General features: G+C 55.7%; 20 protein-coding genes and 1 riboswitch. Of the genes, 15 read left to right on the forward strand and 5 right to left on the reverse strand.

Features of this window, described 5'->3' with window-relative positions; all coding sequences use genetic code 11:
* Positions 1-6 precede the first annotated feature (6 nt).
* Complete coding sequence (gene leuD, locus MUU51_RS12555; RefSeq protein ID WP_258967859.1) at positions 7-612, forward strand: 3-isopropylmalate dehydratase small subunit; 606 nt, start codon at positions 7-9, stop codon at positions 610-612.
* A gap of 43 nt (positions 613-655) precedes the next feature.
* Here leuD and MUU51_RS12560 read toward each other — a convergent pair whose 3' ends face one another.
* Positions 656-1834, reverse strand: coding sequence for a sugar efflux transporter (locus MUU51_RS12560; protein WP_258967860.1), 1179 nt, complete (start codon positions 1832-1834; stop codon positions 656-658).
* A gap of 115 nt (positions 1835-1949) precedes the next feature.
* A complete protein-coding gene (gene sgrT / locus MUU51_RS12565; protein ID WP_159771133.1) occupies positions 1950-2105 on the reverse strand; it encodes a glucose uptake inhibitor SgrT in 156 nt (51 codons plus the stop codon).
* A gap of 87 nt (positions 2106-2192) precedes the next feature.
* On the opposite strand from sgrT, the gene sgrR reads away from it, so the two are divergent.
* The 4 genes from sgrR (at position 2193) to thiQ (ending at position 7321) form a co-directional block, all read left to right on the forward strand.
* The gene (sgrR, locus tag MUU51_RS12570; RefSeq protein WP_159771136.1) at positions 2193-3848 is read left to right on the forward strand and encodes an HTH-type transcriptional regulator SgrR; all 1656 of its coding nucleotides are present in this window, start codon (positions 2193-2195) and stop codon (positions 3846-3848) included.
* A gap of 36 nt (positions 3849-3884) precedes the next feature.
* Positions 3885-4035, forward strand: a riboswitch (TPP riboswitch).
* A 31-nt stretch (positions 4036-4066) separates the two neighbouring features.
* Complete coding sequence (thiB, locus tag MUU51_RS12575) at positions 4067-5050, forward strand: thiamine ABC transporter substrate binding subunit (protein ID WP_159771139.1); 984 nt, start codon at positions 4067-4069, stop codon at positions 5048-5050.
* Complete coding sequence (gene thiP, locus MUU51_RS12580; protein ID WP_258967861.1) at positions 5026-6636, forward strand: thiamine/thiamine pyrophosphate ABC transporter permease ThiP; 1611 nt, start codon at positions 5026-5028, stop codon at positions 6634-6636. Before thiB ends, thiP begins: the two co-directional genes overlap by 25 nt.
* Positions 6620-7321, forward strand: coding sequence for a thiamine ABC transporter ATP-binding protein ThiQ (thiQ, locus tag MUU51_RS12585; RefSeq protein ID WP_159771145.1), 702 nt, complete (start codon positions 6620-6622; stop codon positions 7319-7321). Before thiP ends, thiQ begins: the two co-directional genes overlap by 17 nt.
* On the opposite strand, the gene MUU51_RS12590 is transcribed toward thiQ, so the two are convergent.
* A complete protein-coding gene (locus tag MUU51_RS12590; protein WP_159771148.1) occupies positions 7308-8075 on the reverse strand; it encodes a DedA family protein in 768 nt (255 codons plus the stop codon). The two genes, thiQ and MUU51_RS12590, sit on opposite strands and share 14 nt — an antisense overlap.
* A 122-nt stretch (positions 8076-8197) precedes the next feature.
* Positions 8198-9049 carry an arabinose operon transcriptional regulator AraC gene (gene araC, locus MUU51_RS12595; RefSeq protein WP_258967862.1) on the reverse strand — a complete coding sequence of 284 codons (852 nt, stop codon included), beginning with the start codon at positions 9047-9049 and terminating at the stop codon, positions 8198-8200.
* Positions 9050-9264: 215 nt separating this feature from the next.
* Between araC and araB the strand changes: the two genes are divergently transcribed.
* The 6 genes from araB (at position 9265) to rluA (ending at position 19420) form a co-directional block, all read left to right on the forward strand.
* Positions 9265-10971, forward strand: coding sequence for a ribulokinase (araB, locus tag MUU51_RS12600; RefSeq protein WP_258967863.1), 1707 nt, complete (start codon positions 9265-9267; stop codon positions 10969-10971).
* Positions 10972-10981: 10 nt separating this feature from the next.
* Positions 10982-12499: an L-arabinose isomerase gene (araA, locus tag MUU51_RS12605; RefSeq protein WP_159771157.1), complete on the forward strand. Its 1518-nt coding sequence runs from the start codon at positions 10982-10984 to the stop codon at positions 12497-12499.
* Positions 12500-12583: 84 nt separating this feature from the next.
* Entirely contained in the window at positions 12584-13279 is a 696-nt protein-coding gene (gene araD, locus MUU51_RS12610) for an L-ribulose-5-phosphate 4-epimerase (protein ID WP_159771160.1), read from the forward strand.
* A 75-nt stretch (positions 13280-13354) separates the two neighbouring features.
* Entirely contained in the window at positions 13355-15712 is a 2358-nt protein-coding gene (gene polB / locus MUU51_RS12615; protein WP_258967864.1) for a DNA polymerase II, read from the forward strand.
* Between the two features lie 131 nt (positions 15713-15843).
* Positions 15844-18750, forward strand: a complete 2907-nt coding sequence (gene rapA / locus MUU51_RS12620) for an RNA polymerase-associated protein RapA (RefSeq protein ID WP_258967865.1) — start codon at positions 15844-15846, stop codon at positions 18748-18750.
* Between the two features lie 10 nt (positions 18751-18760).
* A complete protein-coding gene (rluA, locus tag MUU51_RS12625; RefSeq protein ID WP_159771169.1) occupies positions 18761-19420 on the forward strand; it encodes a bifunctional tRNA pseudouridine(32) synthase/23S rRNA pseudouridine(746) synthase RluA in 660 nt (219 codons plus the stop codon).
* A gap of 38 nt (positions 19421-19458) precedes the next feature.
* Here rluA and djlA read toward each other — a convergent pair whose 3' ends face one another.
* Positions 19459-20277, reverse strand: coding sequence for a co-chaperone DjlA (gene djlA, locus MUU51_RS12630; RefSeq protein WP_159771172.1), 819 nt, complete (start codon positions 20275-20277; stop codon positions 19459-19461).
* Between the two features lie 261 nt (positions 20278-20538).
* On the opposite strand from djlA, the gene lptD reads away from it, so the two are divergent.
* The 4 genes from lptD to rsmA are packed head-to-tail and all read left to right on the forward strand — an operon-like array spanning position 20539 to position 26035.
* Positions 20539-22887, forward strand: a complete 2349-nt coding sequence (gene lptD, locus MUU51_RS12635; protein WP_159771636.1) for an LPS assembly protein LptD — start codon at positions 20539-20541, stop codon at positions 22885-22887.
* A 54-nt stretch (positions 22888-22941) separates the two neighbouring features.
* Entirely contained in the window at positions 22942-24228 is a 1287-nt protein-coding gene (gene surA / locus MUU51_RS12640; protein ID WP_159771175.1) for a peptidylprolyl isomerase SurA, read from the forward strand.
* Positions 24228-25217: a 4-hydroxythreonine-4-phosphate dehydrogenase PdxA gene (pdxA, locus tag MUU51_RS12645; protein WP_258967866.1), complete on the forward strand. Its 990-nt coding sequence runs from the start codon at positions 24228-24230 to the stop codon at positions 25215-25217. Before surA ends, pdxA begins: the two co-directional genes overlap by 1 nt.
* Complete coding sequence (rsmA, locus tag MUU51_RS12650) at positions 25214-26035, forward strand: 16S rRNA (adenine(1518)-N(6)/adenine(1519)-N(6))-dimethyltransferase RsmA (RefSeq protein ID WP_159771181.1); 822 nt, start codon at positions 25214-25216, stop codon at positions 26033-26035. Before pdxA ends, rsmA begins: the two co-directional genes overlap by 4 nt.

The raw sequence follows: 26035 nt of genomic DNA on the forward strand, positions 1-26035 counted from the left end.
ACCATCATGGCAGAGAAATTTACCCAACACACCGGCCTGGTTGTCCCTTTGGATGCGGCTAACGTGGATACAGACGCGATCATCCCGAAGCAGTTTTTGCAGAAGGTCACCCGCACCGGTTTTGGCGCGCATCTGTTTAACGACTGGCGTTTCCTCGATGATAAAGGCGAACAGCCAAACCCGGAATTCGTACTGAACTTCCCGGAATTTAAAGGCGCATCGATCCTGCTGGCGCGTGAAAACTTCGGCTGCGGTTCATCGCGTGAACACGCGCCGTGGGCGTTGACCGATTACGGTTTTAAAGTGGTGATTGCCCCAAGCTTCGCTGACATCTTCTACGGCAACAGCTTTAACAACCAGCTGCTGCCGGTGACCCTGAGCGATGAGCAGGTCGATGATTTGTTTAAGCAGGTTCAGGCCAATCCGGGCATGACGTTTGAAGTGGATCTGGAAGCACTGGTGGTCAAAGCGGGCGATAAAACCTACAGCTTTACCCTCGACGCCTTCCGCCGCCATTGCATGCTGAACGGTCTGGACAGCATCGGACTGACGCTCCAGCATGAAGCGTCCATTTCAGAGTACGAAAACAAACAGCCTGCGTTTATGGCGTGATGCCGTGCCCGGCGGCGCGATGCTTGCCGGGCAACTATCAACATCAAACATCCTTTACCCGACACGTCAGCGCCAGCGTCACCACTGACACTGCCGCAATCACCCAATATACGTACTGGTGTCCCCAGCTTTGCGACACCATTCCCTGAATCACCCCTGCGAGGATTACCCCGGTAGAAATGCTGTTGGTGAAAAGCGTTGTGGCAGAACCCGCTCTGCCCGGCATCAAGTCCTGGAACCACAGCATGCCTATGCCAGCGATTATCCCAATGAACACCGCGTTAAACAGCTGTAATATCAACAACGCCTCGCGGCTATGGAACAGAATAAGCCCAATATAAAACAGCACGCCCGCTGCCACAGCGGTCACCATCATCCGACGTTTCCCAAAGCGTTTAACGTAATAACCCGCAAGGATCATCGCCGGGATCTCAAGTGCCGCAGCGGTGCCCATCAAAAAACCTGCGAGCTTATCCGGCAGGCCTAAATCGCTGCTGATCCACAGCGGCATATCAATGATGTACATGGTATTGCAGGTCCACATCAGGGTGGAGGCCACAAACAGCATACGCACGTTTTTATCGCTCCAGCCGCTGACCTGCGTCAACGCCACCGTGGCGGGTTGTTCAACGCGCGCCACCGACGGCAGCGCAAACGCAATCAGGACCAGACTCAGGATAAAAATCCCGGCGGCAACGGAAAACATCACGGTGAAGCCGTAATTAAGCGCCAGCATAAAGGCCAGCGGCGGGCCAATCACCCACGCCAGCGAAAGCTGCGCACGCATCACCGAACTGAACATCACGACTTCGCGTGCCGAACTGTCGGCGTATTCACGCGCAAGGGCAAACAGCTGAGGCATGGCGCTATTCGCCAGCGACGCCAGCAGCACGCCGCAGGTGATAAGCGTCAGATAATGTCGATTAAAGGCAAACAGCAGCGCGTTGCCCACCGCCATCAGGCAGCAGAACAGTATCAGCTTGCGGCGGTCGCCCTGGTTGTCCGAGCGCTTCGCCAGCACCAGACTCACGGCAATCCCGACGATGGCGTTGGCGGTATAAAACAGGCCAATCCAGAACGGCTGCGCGCCCACTTCGCGGCTGAGAAACAGGCTCAACGTCGGCATCTGTAATGCACCCGCAATCCCCATCATAAATGCCACCAACATGAACGCGGCGTACACCCCGTTCAGTCGTCGTGCCATCGTCATCAGCCAGAGCATGATTAATCCTTACTCGCAAAAGGGAAACGAAAAAAGCCAGCAGAAGCATTCTGCTGGCGGGTCTTTCAAGGCTATCGCCTGATACCAATACTCAGTCACACATGATCAAGTCAAGTTAATGAGGATCCGAAGCCGGGCATGTAACGTCCCACTGCATCAAATCTTCCAGCATTTTCAGGCGCGTTCCTGCGACCAGGCGGGCCAGCCATGACGCTCCCTGCGTCGCCGAAAAGTACTGTCGATAAAACTCACAAGCAGTTAGCTTCTTCATATTCATCTCCTCACTTCATCGAGATTGATTATTGGCTTAATATGAGGATAAATAAATTGCTGGGTTTTCGTCAGGAGTTCCCCTTTTATGTCCTCTGGTCGTCTGCAACAACAGTTCATCCGTTTATGGCAATGCTGTGACGGGAAATCCCATGACACCACGCTCAACGAGCTGGCCGAACTGCTCAGCTGTTCGCGTCGCCATATGCGAACGTTGTTGAACACCATGGAGGACCGCGGTTGGCTGACCTGGCAGGCGGAAGCCGGGCGTGGCAAGCGGTCCCGCCTGACGTTTCTCTATACCGGGCTGGCGCTCCAGCAGCAGCGGGCGGAAGACTTACTTGAGCAAGACAGAATCGATCAACTGGTGCAACTGGTGGGCGATAAAGCCACCGTGCGGCAAATGCTGGTCTCACATCTGGGCCGCAGTTTCCGTCAGGGGCGACACATTATGCGGGTGCTTTACTACCGCCCGATGCGTAATTTACTGCCCGGCACGCCTTTACGGCGCTCGGAAACCCACATTGCGCGGCAAATTTTCAGCGCATTGACCCGTATAAATGAGGAAAATGGGGAACTGGAAGCGGATATTGCGCATCACTGGCAGCAAATTTCCCCTTTGCACTGGCGTTTTTATCTTCGTCCAGGCATTCATTTTCATCACGGTCGTGAACTGGAGATGGACGATGTGGTTCACTCCTTACAGCGAATCAATCCCCTACCGCTGTATTCCCACATTACCCGCATCGAATCGCCTACCACCTGGACGCTGGATATTCACCTTTCTCGCCCCGATGTCTGGCTACCGTGGCTGCTGGGTCATATCCCGGCGATGATCCTGCCGCGCGAATGGGAAACCATGAACAACTTTTCCAGCATGCCGGTGGGCACCGGGCCTTACGCCGTTTCGCGCAATAATCAGAACCAACTCAAAATCCACGCCTTTGACGACTTCTTCGGCTATCGCGCGCTGATCGATGAAGTGAATGTGTGGGTACTGCCGGAAATCGGGGACGAAGTGACCTGCGGCCTGACGCTGGAAGGCTCGACCGAAGGCGAAAAAGCGGTCGAAAGTCGCCTGGAGGAAGGCTGCTATTACCTGCTGTTTGATGCCCGCAGCCAGAAAGGGGTGTCTGACGACGTTCGCCGCTGGGTCAGCCAAATTCTCTCTCCTGCCAATCTGCTGTACCACGCCGACGAGCAGTATCAGGGTGACTGGTTTCCGGCTTACGGCCTGTTGCCGCGCTGGCACCATGCGCGTCCGGGCAAGGGCGACAAACCCGCTGGGCTGGAAACGCTGACGCTGACCTATTATCGGGAACATCTTGAACACAAAAACATTGGGCTGATCATGAGTCGCCTACTCGCCGAGCATCAGGTGACGCTGGAGATCCGGGAGATAAACTACGACGAGTGGCATCTCGGCGATATTCACAGCGACATGTGGTTAAACAGCGCCAACTTCACACTGCCACTGGATTTCTCGCTGTTTGCCCATCTGTTCGAAGTGCCGCTAATTCAGCACTGTATTCCGCTGGACTGGCAGCAGGCCGCCGCCGACTGGCAGTCCGGAGAGATAAATCTGGCCAACTGGTCACAACAGTTGATAGCCCAACGTTCGGTGGTGCCACTGATTCACCACTGGCTGCGCATTCAAGGACAGCGAAGTATGCGCGGCCTGCGCATGAACACCCTGGGCTGGTTTGACTTTAAATCGGCATGGTTTGCCCCGCCGGATCCATAAGGCTTTCTGAAAAGTCACAAACTCATTACAATAGCGCCGTTCTCAACGGGGTGCTGATATACAAAATCATTCGAGATGCAGAAGCCAACGCAGAGGCAGCTTGAAGGATGAAGTGTATGGGCTGAGATAATACCCGTCGAACCTGATCCGGATAACGCCGGCGAAGGGATTTGGGGCTCACTCAAAATCCTTTGCCACCCCTTAATTTGAGGTGCAAAGTGCTTAAAAAATTCCTGCCGTTACTGTTCCTGGCGAGCGTACCCGTTTTCGCGAAGCCTGTTCTCACCGTTTATACCTATGATTCTTTCTCCGCCGACTGGGGACCAGGGCCTGCGGTGAAAAAAGCCTTTGAAACCGACTGCAACTGCGAGCTGAAATACGTGGCGCTGGAAGACGGCGTGTCGCTACTCAACCGTCTGCGTATGGAAGGCAAAAACAGCAAAGCCGACGTGGTTCTGGGGCTCGACAACAATCTGCTCGACGCCGCCACGCAAACCGGGCTGTTCGCCAAAAGCGGCGTGCCGACCACCGGCGTTAATGTACCAGGCGGATGGAAAAATGACACCTTCGTCCCGTTCGACTACGGCTACTTTGCGTTCGTCTATGACAAGAACAAGCTGAAGAATCCACCGAAGAGCCTGAAAGACCTGGTCGAAAGCCCGCAGAAATGGCGCGTTATCTATGAAGATCCTCGCACCAGCACGCCAGGTCTGGGCCTGCTGCTGTGGATGCAAAAAGTGTACGGCGACAATACCCCTGAAGCGTGGCAGAAACTGGCCGCCAAAACCGTCACCGTCACCAAAGGCTGGAGCGAGGCTTACGGCCTGTTCCTGAAAGGCGAAAGCGATCTGGTACTGAGCTACACCACTTCCCCGGCGTATCACATTATCGAAGAGAAAAAAGATAACTACGCCGCCGCCGATTTTGCCGAAGGCCATTACTTGCAGGTGGAAGTTGCCGCGCGCACCGCTTCAAGCAAACAGCCTGAGCTGGCCGAAAAATTCCTGAAATTCATGGTTAGCCCGGCGTTCCAGAAGGCGATCCCGACCGGCAACTGGATGTATCCGGTCACTCAGGTCACGCTGCCAGACGCTTTTAACGGCCTGGTGAAACCGAAAAATACGCTGGAATACACGCCGCAGCAGGTCGCCTCCGAACGTCAGAACTGGATTGCCGAATGGCAACGCGCCGTCAGCCAGTAATCGCCGGCTGGCTGCTGCCAGGCGTGACGGTTGCGACCTTAATGGTGGCCGTCGCGCTGGCCGCGTTTCTGGCCTTGTGGTTTAACGCTCCGTCGGCAAGCTGGAGCCGTTTTCTGCACGACAGCTATCTGTGGCACGTGGTCAGATTCTCCTTCTGGCAGGCGTTTCTCTCCGCCACGCTGTCGGTTATTCCGGCCATTTTCCTCGCCCGCTCGCTATATCGACGCCGATTCCCGGGCCGTCAAATCCTGCTTCGCCTGTGCGCGATGACCTTAATTCTGCCGGTATTGGTGGCGGTGTTTGGCATTCTCAGCGTTTACGGGCGACAGGGCTGGCTGGCCCAGTTGTGGCACTTATTCGGTTGGGAATGGACATTCTCGCCTTACGGTTTACAGGGCATTTTGCTGGCGCATGTATTCTTTAATATGCCGATGGCGACGCGTTTGCTATTGCAGGCGCTGGAGCAAATTCCTGGCGAGCAGCGCCAACTGGCGGCGCAGCTAGGGATGCGCGGCTTCACCTTTTTCCGCTTCGTCGAATGGCCGTGGATGCGGCGACAAATTCCGGCGATTGCCGCACTTATTTTCATGCTGTGCTTCGCGAGTTTCGCTACCGTGCTGTCGCTCGGCGGTGGTCCGCAGGCCACCACCATTGAGCTTGCCATCTATCAGGCGCTCAATTTTGATTATGACCCGGGCCGCGCGGCGATGCTGGCGATCGTCCAGATGCTGTGCTGTCTGGGGTTGATGCTCATCAGCCAACGCCTGAGCAAATCGCTGATGCCGGGAAACACTCAGCACGTCGGCTGGCGCGATCCGGACGACAGGCTGCACAGCCGCGTTATTGATATCACGCTGATCGCCCTCGCCCTGCTGCTGCTGCTGCCGCCGCTGATGGCGGTGATTGCCGATGGCCTGAACCGCAGCCTGCCGCAGGTACTGGCGCAGCCGGTACTCTGGCAGGCGGTGTGGACGTCACTACGCATCGCGGTGGCTGCAGGTTTTTTATGTATTACGCTGACCTTGATGCTGCTGTGGAGCAGTCGCGAACTGCATGCCAGGAAGCGAAATCTGGCCGGGCAAGCGCTGGAACTGAGCGGAATGCTAATTCTCGCCATGCCGGGCATCGTGCTAGCGACGGGCTTTTTTTTACTGCTCAACAATAGCGTTGGTTTACCGAGCACCGCCGACGGAATTGTGATTTTCACCAATGCGCTGATGGCTATCCCCTATGCGCTGAAGGTGCTGGAAAGCCCGATGCGCGACGCCACCGCGCGTTACAGCCTGCTATGTCAGTCGCTCGGGATGCAAGGCTTTACCCGTTTTCGGGTGGTGGAGTTGCGCGCGCTGAAACGGCCTATGGCACAGGCGCTGGCGTTTGCCTGCGTGTTGTCGATTGGCGATTTTGGCGTAGTAGCACTGTTTGGCAACGAGGATTTCCGCACCCTACCGTTCTATCTTTATCAGCAGATTGGCGCCTATCGCAGCCAGGACGGAGCCGTAACCGCCTTTATCCTGCTGCTGCTGTGCTTCCTGTTATTCACCGTTATTGAAAAACTTCCGGGTCGTGATGCTAAAACTGAATGATGTCACCTGGCTTTACGAGCATCTGCCGATGCGTTTTTCCCTCACCGTAAAACAGGGGGAGCACATCGCGGTGCTCGGCCCAAGCGGCGCCGGTAAAAGTACGCTGCTGAATCTGATCGCCGGTTTTCTAACCCCGGAAAGCGGGACGCTTTTTATCGGCAATCAGCCGCATACCGACACGCCGCCCGCAAAACGTCCGGTGTCGATGCTGTTTCAGGAGAATAATCTTTTCAGCCACCTGACGGTGCGGCAGAACATTGGCCTCGGCATGCATCCGGGGCTGAAACTGAACGCCGCGCAGCAGCTTAAACTGGACGTGATCGCCAATCAGATGGGAATTGAGTCACTGCTGGAAAGGGTGCCGGGCGAGTTGTCAGGCGGGCAACGTCAGCGTGCGGCGTTGGCCCGTTGTCTGGTGCGTGAGCAGCCGGTGTTGTTACTGGATGAACCGTTTTCAGCACTCGATCCGGCGCTGCGTCAGGAGATGCTGAAGTTAGTCAGCGACGTCTGCCGCCGCCAGCAGTTGACGCTGTTAATGGTGTCACACAGCGTGGAGGATGCGCTTAGCATTGCTCCACGCTCGCTGGTGGTAGCTGATGGGCGAATTGCCTGGGACGGTGCCACGGAGGAGTTGCTCAGCGGCAAAGCCAGCGCATCGCATCTGTTAGGTATCAGCGGGCAATAACGTTACCGAGAATGTCCAGATACACCGGCATCAGCGGATGTTTGAACAGCATATACAACGACACGACGGTCAACACCGACAGCAACGGCGTCAGCCAAAGCAGACGCGCGCGCGGCAAATAGCGCGTCAGGCGATCGCTGCCTGATTTACCGCTGCGCCATAAGCGCCAGCCGAGCCATGCTGTTAACCACACCATCCCTGCCGCCAGCAGCAGCAGCCACTTAAAGCTACCGCTTTGTTCATCAGCAGGAATATCAATGGCCGCCCCGGCAAGGATGCCCGGCAGGAAGTAGACCGGCGGCCAGAACAGGCAGCCGATGATATTAGGAATGATAAATTTGGACACCGGCAGGTCGAGCATCCCGGCCACCATCGGCACCAGCGGACGTGTCGGGCCAATGAAGCGCCCAATCAACACGGTAATCATGCTGTGCTGATGCAGCGCATGCTCGGTTTTATCCAGCAGCGCTTTGTTCTTTTTCATGAACGACCAGCGGTGCAGCGGCTTTTTAAAACGCCAGCCGAGCCAGAAAGAGATCCAGTCCCCGAGCAGGCAGCCGATAATTCCCGCCAGCCACGCCTGCCAGAAATTCACTTCTCCGCTGCCAATCAGGGCGCCCAGCGCCGACATCATAATGGTGCCTGGCAGGATCAGCCCAACCAGCGCCAGCGACTCGAGAAATGCGACCATCGCGACCGCAATCAATGAATACATCACCGACTGCGTAATGAAATGTTCCAGCAATGCTTGCATAGAGTACCCGCCAGGAAAACGAAGCAGGGATTCTCCCGAGGGGCACCTACTTCGTCAAGCCGTCAATTGTCTGAATAGTTTACAGGTTATGACCCGCATTCGCGTAAAGGGGTTCACTTTTTTCACACATTGTTTACACCAGCACGAAACTCGCTTGGGCTGGCACCGGTACACTTCTTGAAAACGCGGGAAAAGTAGAGCTGATCTTCGAAGCCGACGTTGCGCCCTACGCTGGCGATTGGCATCCGGGTCGTGCTCAACAACAGCTTCGCCTGGCTGATGCGCTGGTCTTCGCGCCAGCTCAGCACGCTGACGCCGAGCTGCTGGCGGAACAGGTGCGACAGGCGTGACGGCGACAGACACACATGCTGCGCAACGCTGGCAATATCAAAGTGGCTGTCCGCCAGATGATCGCTGATGTACTGGCAAGCATCGCGCACCCGGTGGTCCATCGGCGGAAGCAGCGATTCGTTGATGACCTCCATACGCCGCAGTAAAAGCTGTTCCAGCAGATTGATTGCCAGTAATTCGGAATATCGCCCAACGCCCTGCCCGGCATCGATTATCTGCCCAAACAGTTCGGCAAACTGCGCCTGGTGCGCATCGTCTGGACGATAAAACCCGGTCTGCGCAAACAACGCGGGCCACGCCAGCCATTCGTGCCAGTAAGCGCGTGGACGGAAGTACACCCACTGGTGATACCACTCACTGGCCTCGGGGTGACGGCCGTAGTGATGAACTTCGCCCGGTGGAAACAGCAAGATATCCCCCGGACGGCATACAAACTGTTGCCCCTGATTGTCGATAACCCCTTCTCCCCGCACCGTGAGGTTGAGGATATATCCCTTCATGCCGAGCGGCCTGTCCACGAAAAAATCGAGATAGCCTTCGGCCTCAATTGGCGTCAGCCCCGCCACCAAATGGGCGTTAAAAGAGTAGCCGGGTAACAGCGGGTCATTCTGGAGTTCAGGCATAAAAATACTCGCTCAGCATGCTCATCAGGAAATCAATTGTCCATATTGCCAGCGAAGTGAAAAAGGGCGAAATGGCCTACGAGAATATTTGCACGCCGTCACACTTTGCAATGGCACAGCATTATTATCCATAAGATTAGCGGTTCCCGCCTGACGTTTTTTTTCCCTGATATCTACTGTTTCACCATGTCTGACATTCTTCATGGAGCAACACGATGGCAATAGCAATTGGCCTCGACTTTGGTAGTGATTCAGTGCGAGCGCTGGCGGTGGAATGTGCCACCGGGAATGAAATCGCCACCAGCGTGGAATGGTATCCGCGCTGGCAGGAAGGTCGCTACTGCGACGCCCCTAATAATCAGTTCCGCCATCATCCTCTCGACTACATCGAGTCAATGGAAACTGCGCTGAAAAGCGTGCTGGACGAACTCGGCTCTCGCCGGGCGGAGGTCATCGGGATCGGTGTAGACAGCACCGGCTCAACTCCGGCCCCGATTGACGCCAACGGCAACGTGCTGGCGCTACGCCCTGAGTTCTCCGACAACCCAAACGCCATGTTTGTGCTGTGGAAAGATCACACCGCCGTCGAAGAAGCCGAAGCCATCACCCGCCTGTGCCATCAGCCGGGTAACGTTGATTACTCGCGCTACATCGGCGGGATATACTCCAGCGAATGGTTCTGGGCAAAAATCCTGCATGTGACTCGCGCCGACAGCAGCGTGGCGCAGGCAGCCACCTCCTGGATTGAATTGTGCGATTGGGTGCCTGCCCTGCTTTCCGGCACCACCCGTCCGCAGGATATTCGTCGCGGGCGTTGTAGCGCCGGACACAAATCCCTGTGGCATGAAAGCTGGAACGGCCTGCCGCCAGCCAGCTTCTTTGATGCGCTCGATCCGCTGCTCAATCAGCATCTCGATTACCCGCTGTTTACCGACACCTGGACTGCCGATATCCCGGTGGGCACGCTCAGCGCCGACTGGGCGCAGCGCCTGGGCCTGCCTGAAAGCGTGGTCATTTCCGGCGGCGCGTTTGACTGCCATATGGGTGCCGTCGGGGCCGGTGCGCAGCCGAATACCCTGGTCAAAGTCATTGGCACCTCGACCTGCGACATCCTGATCGCTGACAAATCCAGCGTCGGCGACCGCACCGTGCAGGGTATCTGCGGGCAGGTGGACGGCAGCGTGACGCCAGACTTCATCGGGATGGAAGCCGGGCAGTCTGCCTTTGGCGATATCTACGCCTGGTTTGGCCGCATTCTCGGCTGGCCGCTGGAGCAACTCGCCACCCAGCATCCTGAACTGAAAGAACACATCAAAGCCAGTCAGAAACAGCTTCTGCCTGCGCTGACCGCCGCCTGGGCGCAACAACCTTCTCTCGAACATCTGCCGGTAGTCCTCGATTGGTTTAACGGCCGACGCACACCGAATGCGAACCAGCGTCTGAAGGGCGTGATTACCGACCTGAACCTGGCGACGGATGCTCCGGCCCTGTTCGGCGGCCTGGTCGCCGCCACCGCCTTTGGCGCGCGCGCCATTATGGAGTGCTTCACCTCGCAGGGCATCCCGGTGAACAACGTGATGGCGCTGGGCGGTATCGCCCGTAAAAACGTCGAAATCATGCAGGCCTGCAGCGATGTGCTCAATCGCCCACTGCAAATCGTCGCCTCTGACCAGTGCTGTGCGCTGGGAGCCGCCATTTTTGCCGCCGTGGCCGCAGGCGTTCACGCCGATATTCCACAAGCGCAGCAGCAAATGGCCAGTCGCGTCGAGCACACGCTCGAGCCTCGCCCTGCTCAGGCCCTGCGTTTTGAACAGCTTTATCAGCGCTACCAGCAATGGGCGAAAAGCGCCGAACAACACTATCTCCCTTCTGCAGCCCCGACGGAAAGCAAGCCGGTGGTTCAGGCAGCAATGACTCATTAAGGAAATGAAGATGACGATTTTTAACAACTCAATCTTTAACAACTACGAAGTGTGGTTTGTGATTGGCAGCCAGCATCTGTATGGCCCGGAAACGCTGCGTCAGGTGACACAGCATGCGGAACACGTCGTTAATGCGCTGAATGCCGAAGCCAAACTGCCGTGTAAGCTGGTGCTGAAACCGCTTGGCACCACGCCGGACGAAATTTCCGCTATCTGTCGTGATGCCAATTACGACGATAAATGCGCCGGTATGGTGGTGTGGCTGCACACCTTCTCTCCAGCCAAAATGTGGATCAACGGTCTGACAATCCTCAATAAACCGCTGCTGCAATTCCATACCCAGTTTAACGCGGCCCTGCCGTGGGACAGCATCGATATGGACTTTATGAACCTCAACCAGACCGCGCACGGCGGCCGCGAGTTCGGTTTCATCGGCGCGCGTATGCGTCAGCAGCACGGCGTCGTCACCGGCCACTGGCAGGACAAACAGGCGCATCAGCGCATTGGCTCATGGATGCGCCAGGCAGTTTCCAAACAGGACACCCGCCAGCTGAAAGTGGTGCGTTTCGGCGACAACATGCGCGAAGTCGCGGTGACTGACGGCGATAAAGTGGCGGCGCAGATTAAATTTGGCTTCTCGGTGAATACCTGGGCAGTGGGCGATTTAGTGCAGGTTGTCAATGAAATCAGCGACGGCGATATCAGTGCGCTGGTCGATGAATACGAAAGCAGCTATCGCCTGACGGCGGCGGCACAGGTGCACGGAGATAAACGCCAGAATGTGCTGGATGCCGCGCGTATCGAACTGGGCATGAAACGCTTTCTTGAACAAGGCGGCTTCCACGCCTTCACCACCACTTTTGAAGATTTGCACGGCCTGAAACAGCTGCCTGGCCTGGCGGTACAACGTCTGATGCAGCAGGGTTACGGCTTTGCGGGCGAAGGTGACTGGAAAACCGCGGCGCTGCTTCGCATCATGAAGGTGATGTCGACCGGCCTGAATGGCGGAACCTCCTTTATGGAGGATTACACCTACCACTTCGATAACGGCAACGATCTGGTGCTGGGCTCGCACATGCTGGAAGTGTGCCCGACGATCGCCACCGCCGAGAAACCAATCCTCGACGTGCAGCATCTGGGCATCGGTGGCAAAGCCGATCCGGCGCGTCTGATCTTCGATACCAAAACCGGCCCGGCGCTGGTCGCTAGCCTTATCGATCTGGGCGATCGTTTCCGCTTGCTGGTGAACACCATTGAAACGGTCCAGACCCCGCACAACCTGCCGAAACTGCCGGTGGCGAATGCGCTGTGGAAAGCCCATCCGGATCTGCAAACTGCGTCCGAAGCATGGATCGTGGCAGGCGGCGCGCACCACACCGTATTCAGCCATGCGCTGACCCTGGACGACATGCGCCAGTTCGCCGAGTTGCACAACATCGAGCTGACCGTCATCGACAACGACACGCGCCTGCCAGCCTTCAAAGACGCGCTGCGCTGGAACGAAGTCTATTACGGTTCGAAACGCTAAGACGATGCCCGGTGGCGCTCCGTTTACCGGGCCTACACGCGTGTAGGCCTGATAAGCAACGCGCCATCGGGCAAGGAGTTCACTATGTTAGAGCAGTTAAAACAGCAGGTGCTGGACGCCAATCTTCAGCTCCCGCAACACAATCTGGTCACCCTGACCTGGGGCAACGTCAGCGCAGTTGACCGCGAAAAAGGTGTGCTCGTCATTAAACCTTCGGGCGTCGATTACAGCCTGATGACCGTAGACGATATGGTGGTCGTGAGTCTCGCAACGGGCGAAGTGGTGGAAGGCGACAAAAAACCGTCATCGGACACGCCGACGCACCGCCTGTTGTACCAGGCGTTTCCGACCATCGGCGGGATTGTGCATACCCACTCGCGCCACGCCACCATCTGGGCGCAGGCGGGTCAGTCAATTCCGGCCACCGGCACCACTCACGCGGACTATTTCTACGGCGCAATTCCCTGCACGCGCAAAATGACCGACGGCGAAATTAACGGCCAGTACGAATGGGAAACGGGGAATGTGATTGTCGAAACCTTCGAAAAACAGGGGATCGATGCCGCACAAATGCCCGGCGTGCTGGTGCATTCCCATGGGCCGTTTGCCTGGGGAAAAAATGCCGAAGATGCCGTGCACAATGCCATCGTGCTCGAAGAAGTCGCTTACATGGGGATTTTCTGTCGCCAGTTGGCGCCACAACTTCCGGATATGCAGCAAACGTTGCTGGATAAACACTACCTGCGCAAACACGGTGCGAAAGCCTATTACGGGCAGTAATACCTGTATAAAACCACAGCAATTCACGCTAAACCAGGCTATAATCAGGCCTGGTTTTCTATTTGAGTAGAGCGTGTGACGCAGGCGCGAGAAGGTTTTTTATTAACCCGTCATTGGCGGGATACCCCGCAGGGAACAGAAGTGACATTCTGGTTGGCAACCGACGACGGTCCGCTGCAGGTCACCCTTGCGCCGCAGGATTCGGTGGCGTTTATTCCTGAATCACAACGCGCTCAGACCGAGCGCGTGCTTCGCAGCGAGCGCGATGCTCGGCTGGCGCCTCTCTCATTGAAAGACTTCCATCGCCAGCCGGTCTTCGGCCTTTACTGCCGCTCCCACCGACAGCTGATGCGCCTCGAAAAACGGCTCCGCGAAGAGGGCATTACCGTTTATGAAGCGGATATCCGTCCACCAGAACGCTACCTGATGGAGCGTTTTATCACCGCTCCCGTTTGGGTGGAAGGTGAGCGTCAGGGTAATTCGCTGATTAACGCGCGTCTGAAGCCGAGCCCGCACTATCGCCCACCGCTGAAGTGGGTATCGCTGGATATCGAAACCACGCGCCACGGGGAGCTTTACTGCATTGGCCTTGAAGGCTGTGGTCAGCGCGTGGTGTACATGCTGGGGCCTGAAAATGGCGACCCTTCGCAGCTCGATTTTCGGCTGGAATATGTCACCAGTCGTCCGCAATTACTCGAGAAGTTGAACGCCTGGTTTGCCGAACACGATCCGGATGTGGTAATCGGCTGGAATCTGGTGCAGTTTGACCTCAAAGTCCTGCAAAAACATGCCGAGCGTTACCGAATCCCGCTGACACTCGGGCGCGGAAACGTTGAGATTGACTGGCGTGAGCACGGCTTTAAGAACGGCGTATTCTTCGCTCAGGCCAACGGTCGTTTGATTATCGACGGCATCGAAGCGCTGAAATCCGCATTCTGGAATTTCCCGTCATTTTCACTGGAATCCGTATCACGGGAGCTGCTCGGGGAAGGCAAGTCTATCGATAACCCGTGGGACAGGATGGACGAAATTGACCGCCGTTTTGCCGAAGATAAACCCGCACTGGCGAAATATAACCTCAAAGACTGCGAGCTAGTGACGCGCATTTTCCACAAAACGGAGATTATGCCGTTCTTACTGGAACGCGCGACGGTCAATGGCCTGCCTGCCGATCGTCACGGCGGTTCGGTTGCAGCCTTTGGTCACCTCTATTTTCCGCGGATGCACCGGTTGGGCTACGTCGCACCTAATCTCGGCGAAGTGCCACCCCAGGCCAGTCCTGGCGGCTATGTCATGGATTCGCGTCCTGGGCTCTACGACTCCGTGCTGGTGCTGGATTACAAAAGCCTGTATCCGTCGATTATCCGCACGTTTCTGATTGACCCTGTCGGCCTGGTGGAAGGCATGGCGCAGCCGGACGCTGAACACAGCACCGAGGGTTTTCTTGGCGCATGGTTTTCTCGCACGCAGAATTGCCTGCCGGACATCGTCGGGCAAATCTGGCACGGGCGCGATGAAGCCAAATTACAGGGTAATAAACCGCTCTCCCAGGCGCTAAAAATTATCATGAACGCCTTCTATGGCGTACTCGGCACCAGCGCCTGCCGCTTTTTCGATCCGCGCCTGGCCTCATCAATAACCATGCGTGGTCATGCGATCATGCGTAAGACCAAAGAGCTGGTTGAATCGCAAGGTTACGACGTGATTTACGGCGATACGGACTCCACTTTTGTGTGGTTGAAACGTGCGCACAGCGAAGAAGATGCTGCGGGAATTGGCCGTGAACTGGTAAAATTCGTCAACGATTGGTGGTCAGCAGAGCTGCAAAAACAGGGGCTGACCAGCGCGATGGAGCTGGAATTCGAAACCCATTTTTGCCGCTTCCTGATGCCCACCATTCGCGGCACCGAGACGGGCAGTAAAAAACGCTATGCGGGTATGATCCAGACGGGTGATGAGCAGAAGATGGTGTTTAAAGGGCTGGAAACGGTGAGAACGGACTGGACGCCGCTGGCGCAACAGTTCCAGCAAACGCTGTATTTGCGCATTTTCCGCAACGAGCCTTACCAGGATTTTATTCGCGAAACCATTGATAAGCTGATGGCCGGTGAGTTCGACGACAGGCTGGTGTACCGCAAACAACTCAGGCGTCCGCTGGCGGAATATCAACGCAACATTCCGCCGCATGTCCGAGCCGCGCGGCTTGCCGATGAACATAACGCCCGGCTTCGCCGCCCTTTACAATACCAATCACGCGGCAGTATTAAATATGTCTGGACCACCAGCGGCCCGGAGCCATTGGCCTATCAGCAATCTCCGCTGGATTATGAACACTATCTGACGAAACAGTTAGAACCCATTGCCGATGGAATTTTGCCCTTTGTCCATGATGATTTTGCTACACTACTGACAGGACAACTGGGGCTATTTTGACAGGTGACTAACACCCTGGCTTCCAGTACCATAGCGCCCTTTCCATTCCTGGACCCCAATTTTGACTCTCCGTGGTTTTTTCTGCGGAGGACAATTATTGCCTGCAATTGAAGATATAGAGCCCAAATTATATGCCTTTTACACTTGGTCAACGCTGGATCAGCGATACAGAAAGCGAGTTAGGATTAGGGACAGTCGTAGCGCTGGATGCGCGCATGGTCACTCTCCTTTATCCGGCAACGGGTGAAAACCGACTGTACGCCCGCAACGACTCCCCCATCACCCGCGTGATGTTCAATCCAGGCGATACCATTACCAGCCACGAGGGCTGGCAGCTGCGCGTTGACGAAGTAAAAGAAGAAAATGGCCTGCTGGCGTACACCGGTACGCGTCTGGATACCGAAGAAGAAGGCGTGGAACTGCGTGAAGTTCTGCTCGACAGCAAACTCATCTTCAGCAAGCCGCAAGACCGTCTGTTTGCCGGGCAAATTGACCGTATGGACCGTTTCGCCCTGCGCTACCGTGCGCGTAAGTATCAGAGTGAAGAATACCGTATGCCATGGAGCGGCCTGCGCGGTCAGCGAACCAGTCTGATCCCACACCAGTTGCACATTGCCCACGACGTGGGTCGTCGCCACGCGCCACGCGTCCTGTTGGCCGATGAAGTGGGTCTCGGGAAAACCATCGAAGCCGGGATGATTTTGCATCAGCAGTTATTGTCCGGTGCAGCCGAGCGCGTTCTGGTTATCGTGCCGGAAACCCTGCAACATCAGTGGCTGGTCGAGATGCTGCGCCGTTTCAACCTGCGCTTTGCGCTGTTTGATGATGAGCGTTATGCCGAAGCGCAGCACGACGCGGACAACCCGTTTGAAACCGAACAGCTGGTGATCTGCTCGCTGGATTTCGTGCGCCGCAGCAAGCAGCGCCTGGAACACCTGTGCGATGCCGAGTGGGACATCATGGTGGTGGACGAAGCACATCACCTGGTCTGGAGCGAAGACGCGCCGAGCCGTGAATATCAGGCCATCGAACAGCTGGCCGAACGCGTGCCGGGCGTTCTGCTTTTAACCGCGACGCCGGAACAGCTGGGCCTCGAAAGCCACTTTGCGCGTCTGCGCCTGCTGGATCCGAACCGCTTTCACGATTTCGAGCAGTTCGTCGAAGAACAGCAGAATTTCCGTCCGGTAGCCGACGCCGTTTCTCTGCTGCTGAGCGGCGAGAAGCTGAATAACGAACAGATGAACGCCCTGAGCGAACTGATGGGCGAGCAGGATATTGAGCCACTGCTTGCGGCGGCGAACAGCAGCAGCGATGACGGCGAAAGCGCCCGTCAGGAACTGATCTCGATGCTGATGGACCGCCACGGCACCAGCCGCGTACTGTTCCGTAATACTCGTCACGGCGTGAAAGGCTTCCCGAAACGCGAGCTGCACACCATCAAGCTGCCGCTGCCGACGCAGTATCAGACCGCGATTAAAGTGTCCGGCATCATGGGTGCGCGTAAATCGTCAGAAGAACGCGCCCGCGACATGCTCTATCCAGAGCAGATTTATCAGGAATTTGAAGGCGATACCGGAACCTGGTGGAACTTCGACCCGCGCGTTCAGTGGCTGATGGGCTATCTGACCAGCCACCGCTCACAGAAAGTGCTGGTGATCTGCGCCAAAGCCGCCACTGCGCTTCAGCTGGAGCAAGTGCTGCGCGAGCGCGAAGGCATCCGTGCCGCCGTGTTCCATGAAGGCATGTCGATTGTTGAACGTGACCGCGCCGCCGCCTGGTTTGGCGAAGAAGATACCGGCGCGCAAGTGCTGCTGTGTTCTGAAATCGGATCTGAAGGCCGTAACTTCCAGTTTGCCAGCCATCTGGTGATGTTCGATCTGCCGTTTAACCCGGATCTGCTGGAACAGCGTATTGGTCGTCTGGACCGTATCGGCCAGGCGCACGATATTCAAATCCACGTGCCGTATCTGGAAAAAACCGCGCAGTCAGTGCTGGTGCGCTGGTTCCACGAAGGTCTGGACGCGTTCGAACATACCTGCCCGACCGGCCGCACCATCTACGACAACGTGCATCCGCAGCTGATTGAATACCTTGCGGCACCGGAAAATACCGATGGATTCGATGCGCTGATCAAAACCTGTCGCGAACAGCACGATGCGCTGAAAGCCCAGCTTGAGCAAGGCCGTGACCGTCTGCTGGAGATCAACTCCAACGGCGGTGAAAAAGCGCAGGCGCTGGCAGAAAGCATTGAAGAGCAGGATGACGACACCGGGCTTATTAGCTTCACCATGAACCTGTTCGACATCATCGGCATTAATCAGGATGACCGCGGTGAAAACCTGATCGTCCTGACGCCTTCCGATCATATGCTGGTTCCGGACTTCCCGGGCCTGCCCGAAGATGGCTGCACCGTGACCTTTGAACGTGACGTGGCGCTGTCCCGCGAAGATGCGCAGTTCCTGACCTGGGAACATCCGCTGATCCGCAACGGTTTGGATCTGATCCTGTCCGGTGATACCGGTAGCAGCACCATTTCACTGTTGAAAAACAAAGCGTTACCGGTTGGCACCCTGCTGCTTGAGCTGATTTATGTGGTTGAAGCGCAGGCACCGAAGCAGCTTCAGCTGCACCGTTTCCTGCCTGCAACGCCGGTCCGTATGCTGGTCGATAAAAATGGCAACAACCTTGCGGCACAAGTCGAGTTTGAAACCTTTAACCGTCAGCTGAGCGCCGTTAACCGTCATACCGGCAGCAAGCTGGTTAACGCCGTGCAGCAGGACGTTCACGCCATTCTGCAACAGGGCGAAGCGCAGGTAGAAAAAGTGGCGAAGGCGCTGATAGAAGCGGCTCGTCAGGAAGCTGACGATAAGCTGAGCGCCGAGCTGTCGCGTCTGGAATCACTGAAAGCGGTCAATCCGAACATCCGTGATGACGAGCTGGAAGCGATTGAAAGCAATCGTCAACAGGTGATGGAAGCCCTGGCGCAGGCCGGCTGGCGTCTCGATGCGCTGCGACTGATCGTCGTTACGCATCAGTAAGGAAAAAAGTATGGTACTGGAGTCCTACAATCCGCCACAGGATCCGTGGCTGGTGGTGCTCTATCAGGATGAGCACATCATGGTGGTCAACAAGCCTAGTGGCCTGTTGTCCGTCCCCGGCCGCCTGGAAAGTCATAAAGACAGCGTGATGACGCGGGTGCAGCGTGATTTTCCGCAGGCTGAGTCGGTGCATCGTCTCGATATGGCGACCAGCGGCGTGATTGTTGTGGCTCTGACCAAAGCGGCGGAACGGGAGCTGAAACGCCAGTTCCGCGAGCGTGAACCGAAAAAGCAGTATCTGGCCCGTGTATGGGGACATCCGGAAAAAGCCGACGGTGTGGTGGATTTACCGCTGATCTGCGACTGGCCGAACCGTCCAAAGCAAAAAGTCTGTTTCGAGACAGGCAAATCGGCGCAAACCGAATTTGAAGTGCTGGAGTTCGCCAACGACAACACCGCGCGGGTGCTGCTTAAGCCCATTACCGGCCGCTCGCATCAACTGCGCGTGCATATGCAGGCGCTGGGGCATCCGATTCTGGGTGATCGTTTCTACGCCACGCCTGAAGCACTGGCAATGGCACCTCGCCTTCTGCTGCACGCAGAAATGCTGACCATCACCCACCCGCAGTTTGGTAATAGCATGACGTTTAAGGCACCGGTAGATTTTTGAGATGTCCCTCTCCGGCTGGAGAGGGCATTCAGAACAGGTTACTTAATTCCTTTCTGTTCCTTCACTAATTCATAAGCTCGCTGAATTTCCTGCGCTTTTTGCTTCGCCATTTCCATCATTTCCGGCGGTAAACCTTTCGCCACCAGCTTATCCGGGTGATGTTCGCTCATCAGCTTGCGATAGGCGCGCTTGATGGTCGTCGCATCATCCGTCGATTTCACACCGAGCACGTTACACGCATCTTCAAGCGTAGGGCCACGCTGCGCCTGCTGCCAGCCACCGCCGGACTGCGATTGCTGCTGATAGCCGCCGCCGAACTGTGCGCCACCCTGCATCATGCGCAGGAACTGTTCAAACTGGGCGCGGGAGATACCGAGTTCGTCGGCGATGACAAACAGCACTTCACGTTCGTTAGGGTGCAATGAGCCGTCGGCAAACGCGGCCTGAATCTGAATTTCCAGAAACATCCTAATTAAATCGAAGCGACCAAAACAGACACCACGGAACGCACGCATCTTCTCACGCAGCGGGTAATTATCCGCTTTACCGACACGGAAAGCCTGCTGCGCCGCGATGCGGGACTCGCCGTGAAGATTCATGCGGTCCATCAGAATACTGGCAACATGGATATCCGCTTCGGTCACGCGACCTTTCGATTTGGTCAAATGCCCCATCACCTCAAAGGTGGTGGCAAAGAACAGCGACTGACGCTCTTGCTGGTTGGCAAAAAAGTTGAGCCTGCGGCTACGCGCCTTATCAAACATGTGGCCAATCAGCAGTCCAAGTACCGCTCCCCAGAATCCGCCACCCATCATAAGTGCGACGGCCACACCAATCACTTTACCCCAATACTGCATAGACTCCCCGGATAGTCATAATCATCATGTCGCAGGTAATGACTTCCGCCTTGATAAAAGGCGATTTTCGCAGCGATGACCTGATGGTCAGTGCAGGACATAACCTATAATTTGCTTTATCATACTCGCCATTCTACACAGTGCCTAACGCCACTGGCTCGAAGCGGCAGGATTAACACTGGCGCGTGACCGATGAGTACGTTAGTCTCTGACCGTTTGCAAGCCGCGAAGCCACAGATGACGGAACAACAAATAAAACGTATGAAAAAACGTATTCCCACCCTTCTGGCAACCCTGATCGCCAGCGCCCTGTACAGTCAACAGGGTGCGGCGGCCGACCTCGCATCACAATGTATGCTGGGGGTACCAAGCTATAACCGTCCGCTGGTTCAGGGGGATACTAATAACCTGCCTGTCACCATCAATGCCGACCATGCCAAGGGTAATTACCCTGATGATGCCGTATTTACCGGCAATGTCGATATTAATCAGGCGAACAGTCGATTACAGGCAGACGAAGTGCAATTGCACCAGAAGCAGGCGCCTGGACAGGCGGATCCGGTTCGCACCGTAGATGCTTTGGGCAATGTACACTATGACGATAATCAGGTGATCCTGAAAGGTCCTAAAGCCTGGTCCAATCTGAATACCAAAGATACCAACGTCTGGAAAGGCGACTATCAAATGGTCGACCGTCAAGGCCGTGGTACTGCTGACGTCATGAAACAGCGTGGCGAAAACCGGTATACCATTCTCGATAACGGAACCTTTACCTCCTGTCTGCCAGGTTCGAACACCTGGAGCGTGGTCGGAAGCGAAGTGATTCAGGACCGCCAGGAGCAGGTTGCCGAAATCTGGAACGCCCGCTTTAAAATCGGCCCGGTGCCGGTGTTTTATAGCCCCTATCTGCAGCTACCGATTGGTGACAAACGCCGTTCAGGTTTCCTGATCCCGAATGCCAAATACAGCAGTAATAACGGTACGGAAATCTACCTGCCGTATTACTGGAACATCGCGCCGAACTTCGATGCCACCATCACGCCACACTATATGGAAAAGCGCGGCGGCGTGATGTGGGAGAACGAATTCCGCTATCTGACTAAGGCGGGTGCAGGGCTGTTTGAATTCGACTATTTGAACAAAGATAAAGTCTACGAAGACGAACACCCTGGAGACGATGATAGCCGTCGCTGGCTCTTCTACTGGCGACATGCCGGCGTGATGGACCAGGTGTGGCGCTTCAATGTCGACTACACCAAAGTCAGCGATCCGACCTACTTCAACGACTTTGATTCCAAATACGGTTCCAGTACCGACGGTTACGCCACGCAGAAATTCAGCGTTGGCTATGCCATTGAGAACTTTAACGCCACCGTATCCAGCAAGCAGTTCCAGGTCTTTGATACAGAAAACTCAAACTCCTATGCCGCACAACCGCAGTTGGACGTTAACTACTACCAGAATGACGTTGGGCCGTTTGACACCCATATCTATGGTCAGGTAGTGCATTTCAAAAACACTAATGACAACATGCCAGAAGCGACGCGTGTACACCTGGAACCGACAATCGATTTGCCACTGTCGAACGGTTGGGGAAGCATCGACACCGAAGCCAAGCTGATGGCGACACATTATCAGCAGGATGACGTCGACTGGTACAACACCCGTTATGGCACGAATCTGAAAGAAAACGTTAACCGCGTACTGCCGCAGTTTAAAATTGACGGCAAAATGGTCTTTGAGCGCGATATGGACTGGTCACAGGGCTATACCCAGACCCTCGAACCACGCGTACAGTACCTGTATGTGCCGTACAAAGATCAAAGCGATATCATGTCGTACGATTCAACGTTGCTGCAATCGGACTACAGCGGCCTGTTCCGTGACCGGACCTACAGCGGCCTGGACCGAATCGCGTCGGCTAACCAGGTGACGACCGGCCTCACCTCTCGCGTTTATGATGAAAACGCCGTTGAACGTTTTAACGTTTCTGTGGGTCAAATCTACTACTTCACGCCAACGCGTACGGGTGATGAAGGAGCCGAATGGTCTCAAAGCGATCAAAAAGGCTCGTTGGTATGGGCCGGTGATACCTATTGGCGCATGACTGACCAATGGGGCCTGCGTGGCGGTATTCAATACGATACGCGTCTGGATAACGTGGCCACCGGCAACGGTACCGTCGAGTATCGTCGCGATGAAAACCGCTTAGTCCAGTTGAACTACCGTTACGCCAGCCCGGAGTATATTCAGGCGACACTGCCTTCCTACTCCACGGCACAGCAGTATAAAGACGGGATTTCCCAGGTGGGCATGACGGCAAGCTGGCCGGTCGTTGACCGTTGGTCTGTCGTTGGCGCGTATTACTACGACACTAACGCCAACAAACCAGCGGATCAGATGATAGCCGTACAGTATAACTCCTGCTGTTATGCTCTCCGTCTCGGCTATGAGCGTAAGCTCAACGGTTGGGATCCTAACAATGTCCAGGGTGTGTACGACAACGTCGTCGGCTTCAATATCGAACTGCGTGGCCTGAGCTCTAACTATGGTCTTGGCACACAGCAGATGTTGCGTTCGACCATCATGCCGTACCAAAGCTCTTTGTAACGCCACGGTATTAGAAACGTAATCCGCTTTGCGGTTAATTGAAATGGAAAGAGTATGAAGAACTGGAAAACGCTGCTTCTCGGTATCGCCATGGTTGCGAATACCAGTTTCGCCGCCCCACAGGTTGTCGATAAGGTAGCAGCTGTCGTAAATAACGGCGTTGTACTGGAAAGCGATGTCGATAATTTGATGCAGTCCGTAAAAGGAAATGCAACCCAGGCCGGACAACAATTACCGGATGACGCCACGCTGCGTCACCAGATTCTGGAACGTCTGATCATGGACCAGGTTGTCCTGCAGATGGGCCAGAAAATGGGCGTAAAAATCACTGACGCACAGCTCGATCAGGCCATCACCAACATCGCCAAGCAGAACAATATGTCGATGGATCAGATGCGTAGCCGTCTGGCCTACGATGGTATGAACTACAGTACCTATCGCGAACAGATCCGCAAAGAGATGACTATCTCTGAAGTGCGTAATAACGAAGTTCGTCGTCGTATTACCGTACTGCCGCAGGAAGTTGATGCATTGGCTTCACAGATTGGCAATCAGAACGATGCCAGCACTGAGCTGAATCTGAGCCACATCCTGATCCCGCTGCCGGAAAACCCAAGCTCTGATCAGGTTAACGAAGCGGAAGCTCAGGCGCGCTCGGTTGTCGATCAGGCAAACAAAGGCGCTGACTTCGGGAAACTCGCTATCACTTACTCCGCTGACCAACAGGCACTGAAAGGCGGCCAGATGGGCTGGGGACGTATTCAGGAACTGCCGTCCATCTTCGCGCAGGCCCTGAGCACTGCGAAAAAAGGCGATGTGATTGGTCCGATCCGTTCCGGTGTGGGCTTCCACGTCATCAAAGTGAACGATCTGCGCGGTCAGAGCCAGAGCATTTCTGTGACCGAAGTTCATTCCCGTCACATCCTGCTGAAGCCATCGCCAATCATGACTGACGACCAGGCACGTGCGAAGCTGGAAGCCGTGGCTGCGGACATTAAGAGTGGTAAAACCACCTTTGATAAAGCGGCGAAAGAACTGTCTCAGGACCCAGGTTCTGCAAACCAGGGCGGTGATTTAGGCTGGGGCACTCCGGACATGTACGATCCGGCATTCCGTGATGCACTGATGAAACTGAGCAAAGGCGAAATCAGCGCCCCGGTTCACTCCTCGTTCGGCTGGCACCTGATTCAGCTGCTGGATACCCGTAACGTGGACCGCACCGATGCAGCACAGAAAGACAGGGCTTACCGCATGCTGATGAACCGTAAGTTTGCTGAAGAAGCTGCAACCTGGATGCAGGAACAACGAGCCAGCGCGTACGTCAAAATTCTGAGCAACTGATGACACAGCCCCAACGTGTGGTTATCACTCCCGGCGAACCTGCCGGGATTGGCCCAGACCTCGTGGTTCAACTGGCACAGTGTGACTGGCCTGTTGAACTGGTGGTTTGCGCTGATGAAACGCTTCTGACAGACCGGGCAGCAATGCTCGGTTTGCCGTTAACGCTCCTGCCCTACGATGCCGCTCTGGCACCTGTGCCGCAAAAAGCCGGTACGCTGACTCTCCTTCCCGTCCCCCTTCAGGCTCCCGTTACACCAGGCACACTTAACGTGCTGAACGGCCCTTATGTGGTGGAAACCCTGGCACGCGCCTGCGATGGCAGTACCGAAGGCGAGTTTGCCGCCCTGATTACCGGGCCGGTGCAAAAGAGCATCATCAACGATGCCGGGATTGCGTTTACCGGACACACCGAATTCTTCGAAGAGCGTTCTCACACCGCTAAAGTGGTGATGATGCTGGCAACAGAAGAGCTGCGCGTCGCACTCGCAACGACCCACCTGCCGCTCAAAGCCATTAGCGATGCGATTACGACAGATGTCCTGAGCGACGTGATTACCATTCTGGATACCGACCTGCGCGCGAAGTTTGGCATTGCCAAGCCGCATATCCTGGTGTGTGGGCTGAATCCGCATGCCGGTGAAGGCGGGCATATGGGGATGGAAGAGATAGACACCATCATTCCGGTGCTCGAAAAAATGCGCGCTAAGGGCATGAATCTGAGTGGGCCGCTGCCCGCAGATACCCTGTTTCAGCCAAAATATCTCGACAATGCCGACGCAGTCCTCGCGATGTACCACGATCAGGGCCTGCCCGTGCTAAAATACCAGGGTTTCGGCCGTGCCGTGAATATCACGCTCGGTTTACCTTTTATCCGTACGTCCGTTGACCACGGCACCGCGCTAGAACTGGCGGGTCAGGGGAAAGCAAACGTCGGCAGTTTTATTACGGCGCTTAATCTCGCCATCAAAATGATCAGTAACTCTCAATGAATAATCGAGTCCATCAGGGCCACTTAGCCCGAAAACGCTTCGGGCAAAACTTCCTCAACGATCAGTTTGTCATCGACAGCATCGTTTCGGCTATCAACCCGCAGAAAGGTCAGGCCATTGTTGAAATCGGCCCGGGTCTTGCCGCATTGACCGAGCCGGTTGGCGAACGTCTGGATAAACTGACCGTCATCGAACTGGACCGTGACCTGGCTGCACGCCTGCAAACGCACCCGTTCCTTGGACCAAAGCTGACCATTTTTCAGCAAGATGCGATGACCATGAACTTCGGCGAGCTGTCGAAGGAAATGGGCCAGCCGCTGCGCGTGTTCGGTAACCTGCCGTACAACATCTCTACCCCGCTGATGTTCCACCTGTTTAGCTATACTGATGCCATTGCCGACATGCACTTCATGCTGCAAAAAGAAGTGGTAAATCGTCTGGTTGCAGGGCCAAACAGTAAGGCGTATGGTCGTTTAAGCGTCATGGCGCAGTACTACTGCCAGATTATCCCTGTGCTGGAAGTGCCGCCAACCGCCTTTACGCCACCGCCAAAAGTGGATTCTGCCGTTGTTCGCCTGGTGCCTTACACCACGCTGCCGCATCCGGTTAAAGAGGTTCGTGTGTTAAGCCGAATAACCACCGAAGCGTTCAACCAGCGTCGTAAGACTATCCGTAACAGCCTCGGCAATATCTTCTCTGTCGAACTGTTGACTGAGCTTGGCGTTGACCCGGCGATGCGTGCAGAAAATATCTCTGTGGCCCAGTACTGCCGCCTGGCAAACTGGCTGTCAGAAAATGCGCCTCAGAAGGAGAGCTAA

The organism is Scandinavium manionii (assembly GCF_024764775.1).
Taxonomy (GTDB): domain Bacteria; phylum Pseudomonadota; class Gammaproteobacteria; order Enterobacterales; family Enterobacteriaceae; genus Scandinavium; species Scandinavium manionii.

What these genes read in the sequence shown, in the direction of transcription:
- leuD (WP_258967859.1), top strand. Translation starts at nt 7, where the DNA reads ATGGCAGAGAAATTTACCCAACACACCGGCCTGGTTGTCCCTTTGGAT.
- MUU51_RS12560 (WP_258967860.1), bottom strand. Translation starts at nt 1,834, where the DNA reads ATGCTCTGGCTGATGACGATGGCACGACGACTGAACGGGGTGTACGCC.
- sgrT (WP_159771133.1), bottom strand. Translation starts at nt 2,105, where the DNA reads ATGAAGAAGCTAACTGCTTGTGAGTTTTATCGACAGTACTTTTCGGCG.
- sgrR (WP_159771136.1), top strand. Translation starts at nt 2,193, where the DNA reads ATGTCCTCTGGTCGTCTGCAACAACAGTTCATCCGTTTATGGCAATGC.
- thiP (WP_258967861.1), top strand. Translation starts at nt 5,026, where the DNA reads ATGGCAACGCGCCGTCAGCCAGTAATCGCCGGCTGGCTGCTGCCAGGC.
- thiQ (WP_159771145.1), top strand. Translation starts at nt 6,620, where the DNA reads ATGCTAAAACTGAATGATGTCACCTGGCTTTACGAGCATCTGCCGATG.
- MUU51_RS12590 (WP_159771148.1), bottom strand. Translation starts at nt 8,075, where the DNA reads ATGCAAGCATTGCTGGAACATTTCATTACGCAGTCGGTGATGTATTCA.
- araC (WP_258967862.1), bottom strand. Translation starts at nt 9,049, where the DNA reads ATGCCTGAACTCCAGAATGACCCGCTGTTACCCGGCTACTCTTTTAAC.
- araB (WP_258967863.1), top strand. Translation starts at nt 9,265, where the DNA reads ATGGCAATAGCAATTGGCCTCGACTTTGGTAGTGATTCAGTGCGAGCG.
- araA (WP_159771157.1), top strand. Translation starts at nt 10,982, where the DNA reads ATGACGATTTTTAACAACTCAATCTTTAACAACTACGAAGTGTGGTTT.
- araD (WP_159771160.1), top strand. Translation starts at nt 12,584, where the DNA reads ATGTTAGAGCAGTTAAAACAGCAGGTGCTGGACGCCAATCTTCAGCTC.
- rapA (WP_258967865.1), top strand. Translation starts at nt 15,844, where the DNA reads ATGCCTTTTACACTTGGTCAACGCTGGATCAGCGATACAGAAAGCGAG.
- rluA (WP_159771169.1), top strand. Translation starts at nt 18,761, where the DNA reads ATGGTACTGGAGTCCTACAATCCGCCACAGGATCCGTGGCTGGTGGTG.
- djlA (WP_159771172.1), bottom strand. Translation starts at nt 20,277, where the DNA reads ATGCAGTATTGGGGTAAAGTGATTGGTGTGGCCGTCGCACTTATGATG.
- lptD (WP_159771636.1), top strand. Translation starts at nt 20,539, where the DNA reads ATGAAAAAACGTATTCCCACCCTTCTGGCAACCCTGATCGCCAGCGCC.
- surA (WP_159771175.1), top strand. Translation starts at nt 22,942, where the DNA reads ATGAAGAACTGGAAAACGCTGCTTCTCGGTATCGCCATGGTTGCGAAT.
- pdxA (WP_258967866.1), top strand. Translation starts at nt 24,228, where the DNA reads ATGACACAGCCCCAACGTGTGGTTATCACTCCCGGCGAACCTGCCGGG.
- rsmA (WP_159771181.1), top strand. Translation starts at nt 25,214, where the DNA reads ATGAATAATCGAGTCCATCAGGGCCACTTAGCCCGAAAACGCTTCGGG.